The following is a 17,128-nucleotide window of genomic DNA, read 5'->3' as shown; positions in this document are numbered from 1 at the left end:
AAGGTGGGAGTAAGAACTGGTATTTCTTATGATTAAGTCTAAAACCTTAATAATAGCATGGTTTTTATTCTAAAGTCATTCAATATAGATGCTACAAGGGTTCACGATAAATACTTACTTTTTTTGTGGAATTAAGGTTAAATATATTATATCCACAATAAAGATAAGGAATAATTTATGAACTGGCCGTTATTTTCTGTCATCTACTCAATGGCAGCTACTGTGACTATCGGACTTTTTATGATTGGTGCTCTCATTACAGGGTTCGATGAGATATTTCATATTCAAATAGCAGTGGGATTGGGCGTTCTAGCTTCGATACCTGCAGGATTATTCTTTACCAAAAAAATTGGCAGTATTACTGGCAATGAAGAAGGCTATAAAACATAAAATCAAACATAAGGACAAGCAATGTTATCGATGTGAAGTGGAACCGCCTATCAGCAAACAAAAAAAGACCTCAATATTGAGGTCTTTTTTATCATTAAAAATATCTGCTAACTAGCATCGAAGCTAGATTCAATAAGGTTCTATTTATTGAAGTTCGACAACTGCGCCATTTTCGATATTGGCATAAACTTCTAACACATCCCAGTTGGTCAAACGAACACAACCTGCTGAGCCTTGACGACTGATACCTTCAGGTACTGGTGAGCCATGTAAACCGTAAGAAGGCTTAGATAATCCCATCCAAACGACACCGACTGGGTTGTTTGGTCCTGGTGCTATCATATGAACTTTCTTTTGAGCGCCTTCACCAACGGTTGATTTATACCAAGGCATTTTCACTTTATTGATGATTTTGAACGTGCCTTTTGGAGACGGTGTGGCATCGCTACCAACGGTCGTCGGATAAGTAGCAACCAACTTATCACCATTATAGGCATACAATGTTTTATCGGCTTTGTTGGCGACTACGCGATTAATACGTTGGTTCAGCTTGTCGCGAGTATTTAGTACTGTGATAGTCTCGCCAACAGCATACTTTTTGTTTTTGTTAAGTTTATCTAAGTAACGTACATCCATATGGAAACGTTCACCTAGCATCTCTTTGATATCTTGATAATAAAGACCTTTCATTTTTGACTTCGCTTCCGAACCAGAAGGGGTAGTCGCAAAATTGGTATTGATATCGTCTGCGGTCAACGTATAAGTGACCAGTACAGGTTTGTTCGCAGGGATATTTTTAACCAAGGCATCCCAAGTTTTTTGGTCCATTTTACCAGTCGCTGGCAAGCCTTTCATCGTTTGGAAGTTAACAAGGGCTTTTTTGCTGTTCATACCCCAACCGCCATCAATAGGACCAGGAGAAGCATGGTTCCAATCAAGCAATGCCTGCATTTTGATCGTCATCGCTGAGTTGACTTTCATATTAGGTGACCAGACAGCACCATTCACTTGCTTGGCATAGTTCGACAAGTTCAGCGTTGTATGCTTCTTACCATCTTTGTCTTCGATGTTTTTGATGGTTGGATCGTCGCTAAAGTCTTGACGCTTTTCGTTCTCTGGTAACTCAAAAGCGAGTGGATCAGACGAGTCGATAGATGATAGGTCGCTAGGCGCAGCGACGGCTTGACCTTCACTAATGTCATCATTGCGGTCAGCTTGCTCATCTTTACGCGTTAGTTCTGCTGCACTCATATTATCAGCAACTGGGGCTGGCACGTTTTGGTTGGCTTCTTGCTTATTATTGATAAGCTGGTTCATGCTGTCGACTGGTTTCGCTTTCTCTGTATTTAACTGTACAGTAGCAGCGCCATCTGAGCGACTACGGTTTTCTTGCACATTAAGGCTAACCTTTTTGGCAAGACCTGGCATAGCGTCAGCCGTGCGTACTGGCAATGTGCGAGTACTATCGGCAGGTGCAGCAAGTGCGGCTACACTAGCACTTACAGCTGCGATAGATATGGCAGTAATAATTGGCTTTATTTTCATCATATTGAGTCACTTGTGGTTGCTACTAATGCGGCTATTATGCGCATAATTTGATTGCATCGCAAACTTTTGACACATCTTTTTGCATTTAAGACTTGCCAAACGTCAACTGCTGACGTATTCGCTACAGTTGGGTAATAATTTAACCAAGGTGTGTATGGCGTCGTGCTCGATTCTTACGCAAACTGTCCATTATTCGCACTATTTTTTGTGCAAGTAAAAATGACAGTTATTGGCGCTACTAGAGGTTTACGTCTATAATGTATGACTGAATTTTATTTAATATAACGATTTTTAGCAAACAGCAATTTAACCCGCTAGCAGTTAATCCACAAGGTGCGATATGTCAGAAGACCAAACAATGAGTGCAGAAGAGTTTCAAAACCAATACTTCAATGATGAGTCTGAAGGCTTAGACGGTGAGATGGAGTATGATTTAGAGACTGGACTTCTTGGTGAGCACGATGAATTTGCTAACTTACATGCAGAGCTAAACGAAGCACGTGAGCAGCTTGTCAGTATTCGCGACTTTATTCGTTTTTCAGTCACGCAGCTGCGTAACTACGACGTCGTTGTTGCACAAGGTACGACCGATGAGTTTGCAGAAGCGTCAGCCATTGTCTTGCACTCTTTGTCTCTCGATTGGTCTGCTAATGAGCAGATTTTAGACTGTCGTCTGACCACGTCTGAAAAACAGTTGGTACTAGGACTATTAGAAGAGCGTATCGCTGAACGTAAGCCACTCAGTTATTTAATTAACTTGTCATACTTCTGCGACCTGCCTTTTTATGTCGATGAGCGTGTTCTTATCCCGCGTTCACCGATTGCAGAGTTGATTCGTCAGCAGTTCCATCCGTACTTTGAAGTTACTGAATTGGCCAAACCACTGGGTGTCAGTCCGAACGAAAAGTCAGCGGTATTTTATGACCATGGCTTGGATGTGAAGCAATTGTCGCAGCCTGAGCGTATCTTGGACTTGTGTACTGGCTCTGGTTGTATCGCAATCGCGCTTGCTACCCGTTTCGTTGATGCGTTGGTCGATGCTGTTGATATCGATAAAGGCGCATTAGAAGTGGCAATGGTCAATGTCGATCATCATGATCTTGGCCATCAAGTAAACGTAATCGAGTCTGATTTGTTTGCCAAGATACCTGCTGAAAACCAGTATGAGCTTATCGTCACCAATCCACCGTACGTCGATGCGGCTATCATGGCAGATTTACCGCCTGAGTTTTTGTATGAGCCTGAGCATGCACTAGCAGCTGGCCAAGACGGCTTAGATTTGGTACATCGTATCTTATTTGAAGCGCCAGATTACCTTAGCCCAGATGGTTTGCTGATCTGTGAAGTAGGTGACAGCGAATGGGCACTAAAACAAGCCTATCCTGAAATCCAGTTTGATTGGTTGAAGTTTGCACATGGCGGTCATGGTGTCTTTGCGATTACCTATGATGAGCTAGTCTCAAACCGTCAATTGTTTGCCTCTTATGTTCAGCTATTAGATAGCCTTCAATAGACAGATATTGGGTCGGATAGACATCGGCTGCACGAGCCGAAACTATAAATAACAATACAATTACTCATTATAAGCAGTATAAGCAATAACCATGAGTGATTGGTCACATAGTCATCAGTAGCGTTTACTTGTTTAAGGACAGTTATGGCAGGCAATAGTATTGGGCAGGTTTTTACGGTCACCACTTGCGGTGAGTCACATGGCGCAGGCCTGATGGCCATCGTTGATGGCGTACCACCAGGTTTAGCATTATCTGCAGAAGACCTGCAAGTAGATTTGGATCGTCGCAAACCGGGTACGTCTAAGTATTCAACCCAGCGCCGTGAGTCTGATGAAGTTGAGATTATCTCTGGCGTATTTGAAGGCAAAACCACAGGTACGTCTATCGGTCTATTGATTCGCAATACCAATCAAAAATCTAAAGACTATAGCGATATCAAAGATACTTTCCGTCCTGGACACGCTGACTATACTTATAGTATGAAATATGGCTTCCGTGACTATCGTGGTGGCGGTCGTTCGTCAGCGCGTGAGACGGCTATGCGTGTAGCAGCTGGTGCTATCGCTAAGAAATACTTGCAAGAACGTCTGGGCGTACAAATTCGTGGTCACGTTACCCAAATCGGCAATGAGCATAGTAACGTCCTAGATCCGAGCCAAATTGATTGGGAGTTTGTAAATAGTAATCCGTTCTTTTGTGCAGACAGAGAAGCGATTGGCCGTTTTGAAACCTTGATTGATAACTTGCGCCGTGAAGGCACTAGCTGTGGCGCGCGCCTTGATATCATTGCGAGCGGTGTACCAGTCGGACTTGGCGAGCCAGTATTTGATCGTCTGGATGCTGATATCGCTCATGCGATGATGAGTATCAATGCGGTTAAAGGGGTTGAGATTGGTGATGGGATGGCGGTGGCAGGTCAATTCGGACATAGCGCTCGTGATGAGCTGACCCCAGATGGGTTTGCAGCCAATCATGCTGGTGGTGTCTTGGGCGGTATCTCATCAGGTCAAGATATCCGTGTGAGTATTGCGCTAAAACCAACGTCTAGTATTACCACCGCTGGCAAGAGCATTAACACTCAAGGTGAAGCAGTCGATATGCTTACTAAGGGTCGTCATGATCCTTGCGTTGGTGTGCGTGCTACGCCCATTGCCGAAGCGATGTTAGCGATTGTAGTGCTTGATCATTATCTGCGTCACCGTGGTCAAAACGCGGATGTGAAGCCGCCAGTACAATCGATTACTTAGTGTTTCATTGAATTCTGTTGAAAGTACACTTATCTTAAAAAGGCTTAAGTATGTCTGTTTATCATTATATATTAGCATGGTCTGAAAATAAGCCATTGTATCTAAGAGACAGTCTTCGAAGAATTTTAAATGCTTCTATTGATAATGATGATATTAATGAGCTAACTTTATTAGTTAAGAAAGAACACGGTGATGATACAGTCAATATTCAACCTATTTTTTATGATCAAACGCATATTCCGACAAGTATTCAAACTAATAATGACTATCCAAAATTACTAGGTTTGAAAAATCCTAAAAATATATCTGCTTTACATAGTGAAGCAGATTTAAAGTTTTCAGAAGATGGTCTAACCGTCATTTACGGTAATAACGGTTCTGGGAAATCAAGCTATTCAAGGATTTTTAAGAAGTTATGCTGGAGTAGAGCACCAAATATAGAATTGAAAACTAATATTTTTAGAAGCGATCAAACACAGCAGCAAGTTGAGATAAAAATAGGTTTTGAAGGTCAAAATATTGATTGGATATGGAATCAAAGTAATGAAAGTCATTCTCTGTTAAAGTCTATATTCGTATTCGATAGTGAATGTAGTGAAGTTTACATAAATAAAGATAACCCAGCTGAATATAAACCTGTTGGTATAGATTTGCTAGAAAGCTTAATCGATGTTTTTAACCAAATACAATCTAAGCTAAAATTGGAAATTTCACAATATAATGTAGTCAAGCCCGCTTTACCAGATTCACCAGTTAATGTACCAATCTCTAGCTGGTACAGTCAGATCGAGAATATCGATAATAAGCAGTTAAATGATTCTATCCAATTTAATCAAAGAGATATTGATAGAAAGAGTTTTTTAGAAAGTATTTTAGATAGCCCAAACCCAAGCAGAGATATACAGGACTTGAGGATTACCAAAAGCAACTTACAAAGTTACTTTCAAAAAGTATCAGAAATTGAAAGTTATTTCAGTACTCAAGCTATAGTTAATATTCGAGATTTCAAGCAAAGTTTTGACAGTACTAAACAGGCTTATGAAATAGCCAGGAATGAACTGAATGATTTGAATACTTTCCAAAGCTTTGGTACAAGCCCATGGAGGATTCTGTGGAGTTCAGCTCAGGATTTTGCTCACAGTTCTAATATGTCTGATGGACAAACCTTTCCATCAAATGAATCCTTGGATAAATGTGTATTATGTCAGCAAGACCTTGATGAAGAAGCTAAGAGGAGAATGCTACAGTTTAAGCAATTTGTTCTTAATGACATATCAAGTCAACATAATGAATTAAATAGAATATACGATAATAAAAAAAGGGGCTGTAGTAGATAAGGATTAAATATCACACCATTTTCTCAAGGTTTTCAGCTGATTAGATGGTGAGCCATAGTTGAATCTAAACTCGCACTCTTTTAAAAACAAATGGAAGTTCTTCTTATTGATCCCATTATACTTTCTGAGTGTTCGTTTGGACTGATTCCAGAAGTTCTCAATGCCATTGATGTGATTGTTCTTACCGCAAATGAACTCTATAGAGTGATTGACTCTGAAATGTTTAAACTCACTCACATCTAATGCATTGTAACTTCGATAGCTATCCGTATAAACAAAGCTGTCAGGCTTGATTTTACGCTTAATAACAGGCATTAGGGTAGTCTGTTTGGTGTCTGCTACGACAATGGTATAAACCTTACCGTTTCGTTTTAGAATACCAAATACAGCGGTTTTACCAGCTGCCCCGCGACCTCTTTTGCCTTTGCGTACACCGCCAAAGTAACTTTCATCTAATTCGACCTCACCATCAAAAAGCTCATCAGCTTCTAATGAGAGATGGTAATCTATCACAAGTCTTATTTTATGATAAAAAAGTGCAGCAGTATTAGGCTGGATATCAAGCAAATCTGCGGCTGTTCTAGCAGTCACTTCAGCCGTAAAAAACTCTAACAGCCTTCGCTGTGCTTTTTTACTTAGTTTACAACGGGTTATCTTCATAAAAGTAGTCTAGCATAGTGCTTATCTACTACAGCCCCTAAAAAAATGCTTTATTCAAATATGTCTGTTTCGGCTTATGGCAATATTGATGAAATAGAATACTATGTTAATAACTTTAATGAAATATTTCAGAAATTTGAACAAGAAGTTCGTTTTTCTATCAATTCAATTTTGACTTATTTAGAAAATGGAGGAGGATTGATATTCCCTATTCCAGTAATGCCAGTAGATATCGAGCCTATATTAGAGGATATTAGTAAAAAAATTCACGAACTAGCTCAGTTACAGCAAAATAGAAATAATTTCTGGATTGAATATCACAATATTGCTGCAAAAGAATTTATATTTAATAACAAAGCTACTATCATCCAATATCATCAAGAACTTAAGTATAAACAATGGTTAAGCCATCTAATTAAACAGTTAAATACCTCGATAATATCTAAAAAAATCGGTGATATTATGACCGAAGAAGCTATTAATCTACAGCATGATGAGTTCATCGCTCATTTAAACTGTTTTAATTCTGAACTATCTAATAAAGTAAAGATTTCTAAAAGTAGAACGACTATAGGTCAAGCTTTCATGAAATGTAACTTCAGTGAAGTTAGCGACGATATGGGTACTATTCTAAGTGAAGGCGAACAACGTATTGTTTCACTCTCAAATTTCTTAGCAGAATGTACGATTGATAATAAATTAAATAGTATTATCTTTGATGATCCTGTTACTTCTTTAGATACGGATTATAGAGAGCTTATCGCAGTCAAATTAGTTAATTTAGCTCAAACTAGACAGATTATTGTACTGACGCATGATCTATCTTTTATGAGATTGCTTATGGATATTCATAAAACTGAGACCTCAAATGATTGTGAGATAATAGGAATTGATAAATATAATGGAGTAACAGGTATTGTAACAGATGAAATTCCATATTTAGCTAAGAATCTTCAGGAAAGAGTTGACTCAATCCAAAGAATAATCAGAGAGCATGACTCACTTTCAATCACAAATGCTCATGAGCGAGAAGTTAAATTAGACTCTGCTAGGAAAAGGTTCAGAATGCTATTAGAAAGGTCTGTCGAAGAAGTACTATCAAACCGTACATATGAACGCTTTTCAAAGAATATCAATTTGAAAAGAGGCTACTTATCAAGCTATGTCGTTACTGAGGAAACTGATATTAATTTCATATTAGGTTTGTTCGGTAAATATTCTATTACTGAACATGATGGAGGGATATCAACTATACCTAGGTTACCTAGTAAAACTGACATAGAAGATGATATTAGAGAATTTAGTTTGTGGAAAAATAGCTTCAAAGCTAAACTTAAAGCATTTAGAGAGGCCAGTGTGGGTTGATTTTTGATGAATCTTAATATTTTGAAGTTAATAAAACTTATTCCGATTTTAGATGACTGTAATCACTAAGCAGCTACTTGATAACTATCAATAGCTACACATTGCTGATGTCGAAATACCAATAATAACCGCTGACTAGGAATTGCTAGCCAATGACCAAACTCAATACTATCGACGCCTTGGCTCGTTAATGTCTGTGTACAGTGATGACGGCTAAAGCCGATTAGATTCTTGATAATAGGGTTATCGGTCAATTGATGTGACATAGGTTGTCTAATCCTCATTTACTTTACAAATTTGACGGTTCAACAGATCTTAGTGCTATCGTAAAACAATAAAGTAGAAATCCTGTGTAGTCATGATGGAAAGTTGATGAATCCTTATAAAATTCTTATTCTAAAGCTAGTGGTAGGGTGATACTAACCATCACACCAGAACGCTGGTTTTTACCAGTATCAGTATTATCAGTTCTAGCTTTATTAGTGTCAGCTTTATCATCATTAGTACGGACATTATTGAGGGCTACCTGACCACCATGATGTTCAATTACTTGCTTCACTAGTGTTAGACCAAGGCCCGTGCCTTTTTTAAGCGTATTACTACTATAGTCAGTCTGCCTTGGCTTAGTCGTTGGATCTGCCGCCTCTGTATTTAGATCATTGCTGTCTGTATGATTCGTTGTTTGAGATGAGGGTTGGCTTTGATGAGATAGGCTAAAATAACGTTCAAAAGCTTTTTCAATAGCATAATCAGGCAACAGCTTTCCATCATTAAATATATCAATGATTACCGTTCGCGCTGTGCTATGCAAAGAGATGTTAACAGTGCTATCAGCAAAATGAATGGCATTATCCAGCACATTTTGTAGGACTTGTATCAGCCAAAATTGGTCAGCAAACACACTGGTAGAGGCCAACAACTCTGCTGGCAAGTTTGTAGTGTTTGTCATGTGCTGATCATCGATGTATATATCGATAGGGTATAGATTCTGCTGTTGCTGCTTGGCTGTATTATCTTTGATCAGACTTTGCAAAAGTGGTAATAGGGGAGTCAGTTGTCGGTTGAGCTTGAAGGTAGGCTGTTCAACCTTCGCAAGCAACAATAGGCGGTCGATGAGCTGTTGCATTTTTACGCTTTGCTCACCAACCGTCTCAATGAGCATCTGCCGATCATCCTTATCAAGCATATGACCATCTAATCCATCATCTTCTAACAGCTCACTACTGGCGCGAATGGCGGTCAAAGGGCTTTTTAGCTCATGGGTCAAAGTATGGACATAATCAGTGACATAAGCTCTATTTTCGAGTCGATGCTTCATGGTCTCGATGGTATCTGTCAGGCTATTTAATTCATGACCCAGATAAAAATAGGGCTTTTTGGTGTCTTCTGCCAATGCACTGGTATATTGAGTCACCAAGGTAATACTTTGCTTGAGCCACCATGCGATGAGACCCGCCAGTATAAGGGCGGCGATACTGATAAGTAGTGCGGTGATAAGCATGCGGTTACGTGTGTCATCTAAATAAGGCAATACGCTAGCGACAGGCTTACCGACGCTGACCACGCCGATAATATCGCCAGACATATTCTTTATTGGCTGTGCGACATACATGACCGAACCATCACGCTGCTGGCCATCCCGCAGCGTACTTCTTGCACCGTATTGACCTCTTAATGTGAGATAGACATCATTCCAGCGCCCATAATTTTGCCCTTCATTATTGTCAGGTTTGGGTAGCGAGTCGTAAATGACTATGCCGCTACTGTCTGTCACATACACGCGAAAGCTACTGTAGCTTTTGGTTTGATCGACAGGACTGAGTATTTCATCCATCGCTGGCATGCCCACAAATGCAGCATCAAGTTGCGCTTGATATTCCTCATCATATAATTGTCCTGTAGATAATGGCACTTGGAGACTGGCTGCTAACAGTTTGCTAGTGTCTAGGAGCGTGTCTTCGATGACTTGCTGCGCGGTTGGCTTGACGTAGCCAAACAACTGAGTAAACACAACCACACCGCATATGACGAGCACCAACGCAACGGCTAGCCAAATCCTAAAAAATATACTTAAATTGAGCAGCCGTTTGCGTTTAGGAGCTTGCTGAGCAGTACCAATAGGGTGCAGTTTGGCATACCAATTGCTTTGGTCGTTATGAATAGCATTCTCAGCAGGATTAGTTTTATTATTCATAAACTAGCAGCCACTGTTAAGCGGGACATAATGCGTAACCCAGTCCACGATGCGTATGGATGACATCGACATTAGCATCTACCATAGCGAGCTGTTTACGAATTGATTTGATATGGCTGTCTATCGTGCGTGCCAAGCGGTGGTCGGGATAGTCGCTTACTGCGCTAAGCAATTGCTCACGGCTAAATACTTGATGCGGTGCTTGCAATAACGTTAGCAAAATTTTGCGTTCTGTATTGCTAAGCTCAAGCTTTTGCTCTTGCCACGTTAATGAATAGTTAAGCGGTTGATAATGCCAAACGCCAGATTGGTTCTCAAACGTTAATGCTTGTCCTGATAGATTATTCGAGGAAGTATTATCCGTACTGTTATCTGAGTTTATGATATGAGAGCCTGACTGTTGAATTAGCTGTTCACGGCGCCAAATGGCTTTTAAACGCGCGACCAACTCACGTGGACTAAAGGGTTTGGCACAATAATCATCGCCGCCCATCTCCAATCCCAAAATCCGATCGACCTCATCGCTACGCGCGGTCAAAAACACGATAGGCAAATCTTTTAAGGCGTCGATATCAGGTGTGTGACGTATTTGCTGACATAGGCTCAAGCCGTCACCATCTGGCAGACCGACATCCATAATGATCGCCGACAGATCTTGTGCTTCATAACTATGCAGCATGGGTAACACACTACTGGCATTATCCAACCAAGTTATTTGCCAACCTTCGCGCTTGCAGGTGACCTTGAGTGACATCGCGATCGCAGGATCATCTTCTACCAGTAAAATATGGGTCATAGTATCTACATCGTCTTATAAGCTTAATAAATTATCGTAGCACAAAACAGCAGACTGCTCTTGCTGCCACGAGTCAAATGGTGTGAAAAGTTAATGGAAAAGTAAGGTGCTCAGTAGATAGTGTGCGATGTAATTATTTTAATACATTCAACAAAAAGGCCAGCTCAATAAATAAGCTGGTCTTGATAACGAAGATTAAGCATGGTTGTTTATTAATAGACTAAGCGAAAACCTATTTAAGACCTTTGCAGTTGGCATAGTAGCTCACTGTAGCGGGCCAATCTGAAAAAATGCCTTGGACACCGACGTCTTGCGCTAGTACGTCAATATAATTCATCATATCACCATCATTGTTGATATCATCACCAAGACCGCTATAGTACCAATCGCCACCATCGGTTAGTGGTCCTGAACGCTCTATCGACCAGGTAATGATTTTTAGACCATTGGCTTTGGCTTGTTTTGCGTATTCTGATGGTTGCATATTTCCCTTACCATCAGTAGTGACTAACGACCAAAGTGCTGGAGCAATGGTGTTAATGCCGCGTGCTTTGATATTAGCCAATGAGTGCTTCCAAGTGGTTGCGTCATTTTTATTAAATGTTTTATCGTCAGCGGTCTCATTGCTGTCATCAATCAGATAAACGGCATTAGCCCCATAAGCTGGCTCGTTTTTGATCCAGTAATCCAGATCTTCTATATTAAATGACTGGGCAAATACATCGCTTGCAGGCACATCTGCTGCCTTATAAGTATCTATCAGCTGTTGGCGGTAATCATCTAAATGATAGCCGTTAAACGGCATGGTCACTGCAGGCGCTTTTAGCTCAGGCGTGTGTTTCATACCTAGCTTGCGAGCCAATGCGATATGCTCTTTTAATGTCATTACCTGACCATTTTGTGAATACAAATCCGTTCGCCAAGGCGCAGTTGCGTTCATATATTCACTAAGGCTGGTTGCTTTTTTATTGGCAGCATCCATCTTACCCGTCAAGGTCTTGAACTGAGCGGCACTGATATCTGAGGTGCGACATTCGATATTATCGGCATTGGTAAGTTTGCCTTTAGCATCTAAGATGGGCGGTACGGTACATTGCTTGGCCAGCGGCGTGGCTAATATATTAGTAGTGGTGTGCAAATCGTTCTGGGCATGACGACAGACAAGCTCACCGTCATTGGTAAAAGCGACATCACATTCCAAGATGCCAGCACCCATTTGTGCTGACGCCACGTAGCTATCATAAGTATGTTCAGGCAGCTGTAATGGCGCACCTCGATGCGCAATAGAGAAATCTGTCTTACTTGGCAGTTGCCCTCTGCATGCCTGTAGCTCTTCTTTTAGTGGTCCCTCATCCATATCATTTATCAAATAAAACGGACGCACTCCATAGGTATATGCGACAGGTGAAGACGATTGTGGCTGTGATTGCACTGTCGATAAAGGGGCTTTTGATGTGAGCGTTGATCGGCTATCGGTAGTGCAGCCTACTATCAATAATGAGCTGATCAGCGTTAAAGGTAAGGCGATATTAATCTTATTAACCTTAGCCAGCGTGTGCTTACTCAGCTCAAGCGCTGATTTATTAGAAATTGTCATGTAAAATGTTCCTGCAAAATTATAAAAAAATCCCATCGGACGTATGGATAGGAATTGAAAAATTAACGTTTGACTATTGGTTGCTACTTGCCAAAAGAAGCTAAGTGTCGTGCATTCTTGTAAAAGCTTAGTTTTGTAAGAGCTTAGCCTTGTAAGAACTTAGCATTAATGCGGATACAATTGTAGGCACATGTACTAAAGAATAGACAGCTGACAGTACTTGAGCCTGATGGTATTGAGCTTATCGGTCGTAAAATCATACGTGTCTTCTTATACTGTTCACATTTTTGCTATTGTCCGTTTAGTACCTCACTATTGACCATACTCTCAAACTAACAGATGATATTGACCATATAATGACACACACATTATTTCGGCAAAAAATACAAAAATGCTTAAGGCATATCTCACTACATTATTAAGGATAACTATGAGTAACTATTTAGACGCCGTCGTCGTTGAGCACAATCCCTCTCAAAAAAAGATAGATCGCGCAGTGATTTGGCTACATGGCTTAGGTGCTAGCGGTCATGATTTTGAGCCAGTTGTACCGCAGCTTGGCTTGGCTAATGATATGGCAGTACGTTTTATCTTTCCGCATGCGCCCAAGCGTCCTGTCACGGTCAATGGTGGGATGGTGATGCCGGCTTGGTATGATATCTTGGAGATGAGTCTTGAGCGCAAAGTTGATGTGACACAAATTGAGACATCCTCGCAGCAGATTCGCGATTTGATTGCCCGCGAGATTGAACGCGGCGTCAAACCTGAACATATCGTTATCGCTGGGTTTTCGCAGGGCGGGGCGGTTGCTTATCATGTGGCGCTCAGTCATCCAGAGCGCTTAGCGGGTCTGATGACGCTCTCTACCTACTTAGCAACCAATGACAATATTGAGTATAGTGCTGCCAATAGAGACCTACCGATTTTGATTGAGCATGGTACGCATGATCCAGTCGTACCTGTGATGCTAGGCGAGCAGGCGCAGCAGTTATTGACGAGCAAAGGCTACAACGTTGAATACCATACTTATCCGATGGCACATCAAGTCTGTATGCCGCAGATTCAAAATATCGGCAGATGGCTAAACACTGTTTTAGCATAGCCCATTAAGCTGTAACGTAATGTAATGCAGGCTACTTATAGGTTGAAACCTAACCGATATCTCCTATATAATAGCCAGTCTTATTGGGGATGTTCTGGCTTCGACGCTGGTGATGAAACTCAATGATGCATGTCGAGAGTGTATGTCCTCTCGTTAATCAAACATATATTGTTATAGTCGCAAACGACGAAACTTACGCTCTAGCAGCTTAAACCCTGCTTACTTAGTTGCTGATCACCTACAGTTGGTTAACTAAGTTGAAGCGTCCGCATGTAGGCTCGCCACAAGTGATTGTCTCAATTGCTTGGGTTCAAAAGTAGAGAATCGTCCAATCCATCCTGACTGTCGGATCGGTGCGGATTAAATTTAAAGACAGAAACTAAACATGTAGATTCATGAGCGTAATGCTGGCGGACGCGGGTTCAACTCCCGCCATCTCCACCAAACATTAAAAATCCGATCACTTAGGTGGTCGGATTTTTTTTGTCTAAATTTTATGGTTAATTAAAGAAACAATGATACCAATAAACTTTTGATGAGAAAGTAAAAACTATTTATATAGAGTAATCATCAAGTCTTTGAAGTTGAATCACAGTTTTTCGTCGCCTATGGAGAACATAATATTAACTTGTCTTAAAGAATAATTCTGATTATTCTTAGTTGAGGCCTATTCTTCGCATCAGGCAATGCAGTAGCAAGAATAAGCGGACTTTCAAATAACTACAGGGAATGTATTATGTTAGGAAAAATGATGTATCAGCCATTGCTGATCAGTGGTCTAATCGAACACGCTGCCCGTTATCATGGTGATACGGCGGTTTTGTCCAAAGAAGTCGATGGACAGATGACTCATACCAATTGGCGTACTGTCTCAGATAACTCAAAACGATTGGCCAATGCGTTGGCTACACTGAGACTTAAATCATCAGAACGCATAGCAACTTTGGCTTGGAATAATCGTCGTCATTTAGAAGCTTGGTATGCGATTTCAGGTAGTGGCATGGTTTGCCATACTATCAATCCACGTTTGTTCCCCGAGCAGCTGAGCTACATTATCAATGACGCTGATGATCGTGTGCTATTTTTTGATACTACTTTCCTACCGCTAATTATGGCAATCAAAGAGCATATCAAAGGTGTTGAATACTTCATTTGTCTAAGTGATCGAGATGATAGTATCGTAGAAAAACTGCCTAATGTACTGTTCTTTGATGAGCTATTAGCAGAAAACTCTACTGACTTTGACTGGCCTCAATTCGATGAAGCGACCGCCAGCTCTTTATGCTACACATCAGGAACTACCGGTAATCCTAAAGGGATTTTATATACGCATCGCTCTTCTGTGCTGCATGCGATGGCATTGTGCATGCCTGATGTCTCCGCGCTCTCTGCACAAGACGTTTTGTTACCCGTAGTACCGATGTTCCATGTCAATGCGTGGGGCACACCTTATGCAGCTGCCCTGACTGGTTGCTCTCTCATATTTCCTGGTCCAAATCTCGATGGTGACAGCCTAGTATCTTTCATTGATGATTGTCATGTTACGGTTGCTCTAGGGGTTCCAACAATCTGGCAAAGCCTATTAACCGCTGCCAAAGCCAGAGGTAGTAAGCTTGATAGCATGACGCGTACTATCGTCGGAGGAGCCGCATGCCCACCATCAGTAATCAAAACGTTCAGAGAAGACTTTAACTGCGATGCGGTGCATGGTTGGGGCATGACAGAAACCAGCCCACTTGGAACGATGAATCAAATAAAAGCCAAGCATAAATCGCTGAGTAAAGATGAGATTAATGAGTTGCGTAACTCTCAAGGTCGTCCACCCTACGGCGTTCAGCTACGTCTCATAGATACTGACGAGCCGCTACAGCGAGTTGAAGAAGATGGTATGTCTCAAGGTCGTTTACAGATCAAAGGGCATTGGATCATCAACGATTATTACACAGAAAATCCTGACGCGATAACTGAAGATGGTTGGTTCGACACAGGCGATATTGCAACCATTGATGCCGATGGCTATATGAATATTCGGGATCGCTCAAAAGATTTGATTAAATCTGGTGGGGAGTGGATATCGTCAGTAGAGCTAGAAAACATCGCAGTCGCCCATCCGCAGATAAGAATGGCGGCCGCTATTGCTGCAAAGCATAAAAAATGGAGCGAACGTCCAGTACTGATTGTGGTGAAGGAGCCAGATTCAGAAATTGATGAGTCGCAAGTACTGAACTTTTACGAAGGTAAAATCGCCAGCTGGCAAATACCCGATAAAGTCATCTTTGTAGATAATATCGTGCTAAATGGTGCTGGGAAAATGGTCAAAAAGGATTTGCGTGATGACTATGGCAACGTATTGTTGGATAGCTGATTTGGTTATCAAAAGCGTAAATTAATAATGCTACTTGCCAAACCCAGTGTGTAATCTAGATAGGCTTTTTAAGAATAGTGGTATAGGTGAATAGAGCGTTTGAGATGCTCGTCATCTATATCACTTTTCATAATCAGTATTTTAAATGTGCACTGGGAGGTTAATGTACATCAGATGCATGGATTGGGATAGATAGAGCAGGACAGTATAGAACGCCAGATACAACAAAGCCCCTGATATCAGGGGCTTTAGCTGTTCTATAAGATAGTATAGGACTATGTAATGGTACCCGGAGCCGGAACGGTTAATTGTTGTTAAGTGTTTGATGTATATAGATAAATATTTAAATATATATTTTAGTACACTTGTGAGTATACTTTAGATTTGTTTTTCAGTTTTATAATTTAATAGTAACTAAATATTATCGCTTGACTAGTTTTTAGTATAACAGAAGCTATAAACGTAATCTGGAAAGGCAGAAGCCGTTGCTAGACTTACAACAAGTGTGAGGTTAACCTGAAGCATCGTCCTTATCTACGAGACCATCCCAGATTCTGTGTAACTGCCATTTAGATTAAATGCTTACTAATACGATCATCAAACATAATCATAAAGCGATTAAGAGCAGACGTCCAGTTACGGATCGGCATTGACCACTTTTTGGATGCCTGCTGGGTGGCTAAGTACACCACCTTGAATGCCGCCTGATCAGACGGGAACACCTTACGCTTATTCACCGCCGTTCGAATCACACTGTTTAGCGACTCTATCGCATTGGTGGTATAAATCACTTTTCTGATGTCTTTCGGGTACTCAAAGAACACTGTTAGGCCCTCCCAGTTATTACGCCAAGACTTGATGACATGCGGATATTCCTTGCCCCATACTTCATCAAAGTGCTCAAGGTTGGCCTCTGCTATCTCAAGCGTATCAGCACCGTAGATGGCCTTTAAATCAGCTGCTACGGCCTTCTTGTCCGTCCAAGGTACGAACTTCATCGAATAGCGCACCAT

At 41.0% G+C, this 17,128-nt stretch carries 14 protein-coding genes and 1 other RNA gene; 8 read left to right on the top strand and 7 right to left on the bottom strand.

The features are described from left to right. Nucleotides 1-177 precede the first annotated feature (177 nt). Complete coding sequence (locus ACQKCG_RS01335) at nt 178-390, top strand: hypothetical protein (RefSeq protein ID WP_102094255.1); 213 nt, start codon at nt 178-180, stop codon at nt 388-390. A gap of 144 nt (nt 391-534) precedes the next feature. Here ACQKCG_RS01335 and ACQKCG_RS01330 read toward each other — a convergent pair whose 3' ends face one another. Next, the gene (locus tag ACQKCG_RS01330; RefSeq protein WP_185156643.1) at nt 535-1,938 is read right to left on the bottom strand and encodes a L,D-transpeptidase family protein; all 1,404 of its coding nucleotides are present in this window, start codon (nt 1,936-1,938) and stop codon (nt 535-537) included. 340 nt (nt 1,939-2,278) lie between these two features. Here ACQKCG_RS01330 and prmB point away from each other — a divergent pair, with 340 nt between their 5' ends. The 3 genes from prmB to ACQKCG_RS01315 all read left to right on the top strand — a co-directional run bounded on the left by prmB (nt 2,279) and on the right by ACQKCG_RS01315 (nt 6,036). Beyond that, a complete protein-coding gene (gene prmB / locus ACQKCG_RS01325; protein WP_101206117.1) occupies nt 2,279-3,451 on the top strand; it encodes a 50S ribosomal protein L3 N(5)-glutamine methyltransferase in 1,173 nt (390 codons plus the stop codon). A gap of 144 nt (nt 3,452-3,595) precedes the next feature. After that, nucleotides 3,596-4,699, top strand: a complete 1,104-nt coding sequence (gene aroC, locus ACQKCG_RS01320) for a chorismate synthase (RefSeq protein ID WP_102094253.1) — start codon at nt 3,596-3,598, stop codon at nt 4,697-4,699. A gap of 50 nt (nt 4,700-4,749) precedes the next feature. Then, on the top strand, nt 4,750-6,036 hold the full coding sequence (locus tag ACQKCG_RS01315) for a hypothetical protein (protein WP_371546744.1): 1,287 nt from the start codon (nt 4,750-4,752) through the stop codon (nt 6,034-6,036). 3 nt (nt 6,037-6,039) lie between these two features. Here the strand turns inward: ACQKCG_RS01315 and ACQKCG_RS01310 are convergent, their stop codons facing one another. Beyond that, a complete protein-coding gene (locus ACQKCG_RS01310) occupies nt 6,040-6,696 on the bottom strand; it encodes an IS1595 family transposase (RefSeq protein WP_045455674.1) in 657 nt (218 codons plus the stop codon). Between the two features lie 60 nt (nt 6,697-6,756). Between ACQKCG_RS01310 and ACQKCG_RS01305 the strand changes: the two genes are divergently transcribed. Further along, nucleotides 6,757-8,061 carry an AAA family ATPase gene (locus tag ACQKCG_RS01305; protein ID WP_185156611.1) on the top strand — a complete coding sequence of 435 codons (1,305 nt, stop codon included), beginning with the start codon at nt 6,757-6,759 and terminating at the stop codon, nt 8,059-8,061. Nucleotides 8,062-8,126: 65 nt separating this feature from the next. Here the strand turns inward: ACQKCG_RS01305 and ACQKCG_RS01300 are convergent, their stop codons facing one another. The 4 genes from ACQKCG_RS01300 to ACQKCG_RS01285 all read right to left on the bottom strand — a co-directional run bounded on the left by ACQKCG_RS01300 (nt 8,127) and on the right by ACQKCG_RS01285 (nt 12,648). Next, on the bottom strand, nt 8,127-8,327 hold the full coding sequence (locus tag ACQKCG_RS01300) for a hypothetical protein (RefSeq protein WP_102093530.1): 201 nt from the start codon (nt 8,325-8,327) through the stop codon (nt 8,127-8,129). Between the two features lie 125 nt (nt 8,328-8,452). Then, a complete protein-coding gene (creC, locus tag ACQKCG_RS01295; RefSeq protein ID WP_102093532.1) occupies nt 8,453-10,255 on the bottom strand; it encodes a two-component system sensor histidine kinase CreC in 1,803 nt (600 codons plus the stop codon). Between the two features lie 16 nt (nt 10,256-10,271). Next, entirely contained in the window at nt 10,272-11,051 is a 780-nt protein-coding gene (locus ACQKCG_RS01290) for a response regulator (RefSeq protein ID WP_102093533.1), read from the bottom strand. Nucleotides 11,052-11,283: 232 nt separating this feature from the next. Then, nucleotides 11,284-12,648 carry a glycerophosphodiester phosphodiesterase family protein gene (locus tag ACQKCG_RS01285; RefSeq protein WP_102093535.1) on the bottom strand — a complete coding sequence of 455 codons (1,365 nt, stop codon included), beginning with the start codon at nt 12,646-12,648 and terminating at the stop codon, nt 11,284-11,286. A 430-nt stretch (nt 12,649-13,078) separates the two neighbouring features. On the opposite strand from ACQKCG_RS01285, the gene ACQKCG_RS01280 reads away from it, so the two are divergent. The 3 genes from ACQKCG_RS01280 to ACQKCG_RS01270 all read left to right on the top strand — a co-directional run bounded on the left by ACQKCG_RS01280 (nt 13,079) and on the right by ACQKCG_RS01270 (nt 16,115). Next, nucleotides 13,079-13,750, top strand: coding sequence for an alpha/beta hydrolase (locus tag ACQKCG_RS01280; protein WP_102093536.1), 672 nt, complete (start codon nt 13,079-13,081; stop codon nt 13,748-13,750). Nucleotides 13,751-13,835: 85 nt separating this feature from the next. Beyond that, nucleotides 13,836-14,194: a transfer-messenger RNA gene (gene ssrA, locus ACQKCG_RS01275) on the top strand. 292 nt (nt 14,195-14,486) lie between these two features. Next, a complete protein-coding gene (locus tag ACQKCG_RS01270; RefSeq protein WP_427584964.1) occupies nt 14,487-16,115 on the top strand; it encodes a long-chain-fatty-acid--CoA ligase in 1,629 nt (542 codons plus the stop codon). A gap of 569 nt (nt 16,116-16,684) precedes the next feature. Here the strand turns inward: ACQKCG_RS01270 and ACQKCG_RS01265 are convergent. Further along, on the bottom strand, nt 16,685-17,128 hold a 444-nt coding region (locus ACQKCG_RS01265; RefSeq protein ID WP_427584963.1), incomplete at its 5' end, for a transposase.

Origin of the sequence: Psychrobacter sp. NPDC078929 (genome assembly GCF_050267985.1) — a bacterium.
GTDB lineage: Bacteria > Pseudomonadota > Gammaproteobacteria > Pseudomonadales > Moraxellaceae > Psychrobacter.
Note: the sequence above shows the minus strand (reverse complement) of the source record. Positions and strands in the feature narration are given on the sequence as shown.

Excerpts from the sequence above, each read along its gene's own strand:
- ACQKCG_RS01315 (WP_371546744.1), top strand. The coding sequence starts at position 4,750 with ATGTCTGTTTATCATTATATATTAGCATGGTCTGAAAATAAGCCATTG.
- ACQKCG_RS01310 (WP_045455674.1), bottom strand. The coding sequence starts at position 6,696 with ATGAAGATAACCCGTTGTAAACTAAGTAAAAAAGCACAGCGAAGGCTG.
- ACQKCG_RS01305 (WP_185156611.1), top strand. The coding sequence starts at position 6,757 with ATGTCTGTTTCGGCTTATGGCAATATTGATGAAATAGAATACTATGTT.
- ACQKCG_RS01335 (WP_102094255.1), top strand. The coding sequence starts at position 178 with ATGAACTGGCCGTTATTTTCTGTCATCTACTCAATGGCAGCTACTGTG.
- creC (WP_102093532.1), bottom strand. The coding sequence starts at position 10,255 with ATGAATAATAAAACTAATCCTGCTGAGAATGCTATTCATAACGACCAA.
- prmB (WP_101206117.1), top strand. The coding sequence starts at position 2,279 with ATGTCAGAAGACCAAACAATGAGTGCAGAAGAGTTTCAAAACCAATAC.
- ACQKCG_RS01300 (WP_102093530.1), bottom strand. The coding sequence starts at position 8,327 with ATGTCACATCAATTGACCGATAACCCTATTATCAAGAATCTAATCGGC.
- ACQKCG_RS01280 (WP_102093536.1), top strand. The coding sequence starts at position 13,079 with ATGAGTAACTATTTAGACGCCGTCGTCGTTGAGCACAATCCCTCTCAA.
- ACQKCG_RS01330 (WP_185156643.1), bottom strand. The coding sequence starts at position 1,938 with ATGATGAAAATAAAGCCAATTATTACTGCCATATCTATCGCAGCTGTA.
- ACQKCG_RS01290 (WP_102093533.1), bottom strand. The coding sequence starts at position 11,051 with ATGACCCATATTTTACTGGTAGAAGATGATCCTGCGATCGCGATGTCA.
- ACQKCG_RS01270 (WP_427584964.1), top strand. The coding sequence starts at position 14,487 with ATGTTAGGAAAAATGATGTATCAGCCATTGCTGATCAGTGGTCTAATC.
- ACQKCG_RS01285 (WP_102093535.1), bottom strand. The coding sequence starts at position 12,648 with ATGACAATTTCTAATAAATCAGCGCTTGAGCTGAGTAAGCACACGCTG.
- aroC (WP_102094253.1), top strand. The coding sequence starts at position 3,596 with ATGGCAGGCAATAGTATTGGGCAGGTTTTTACGGTCACCACTTGCGGT.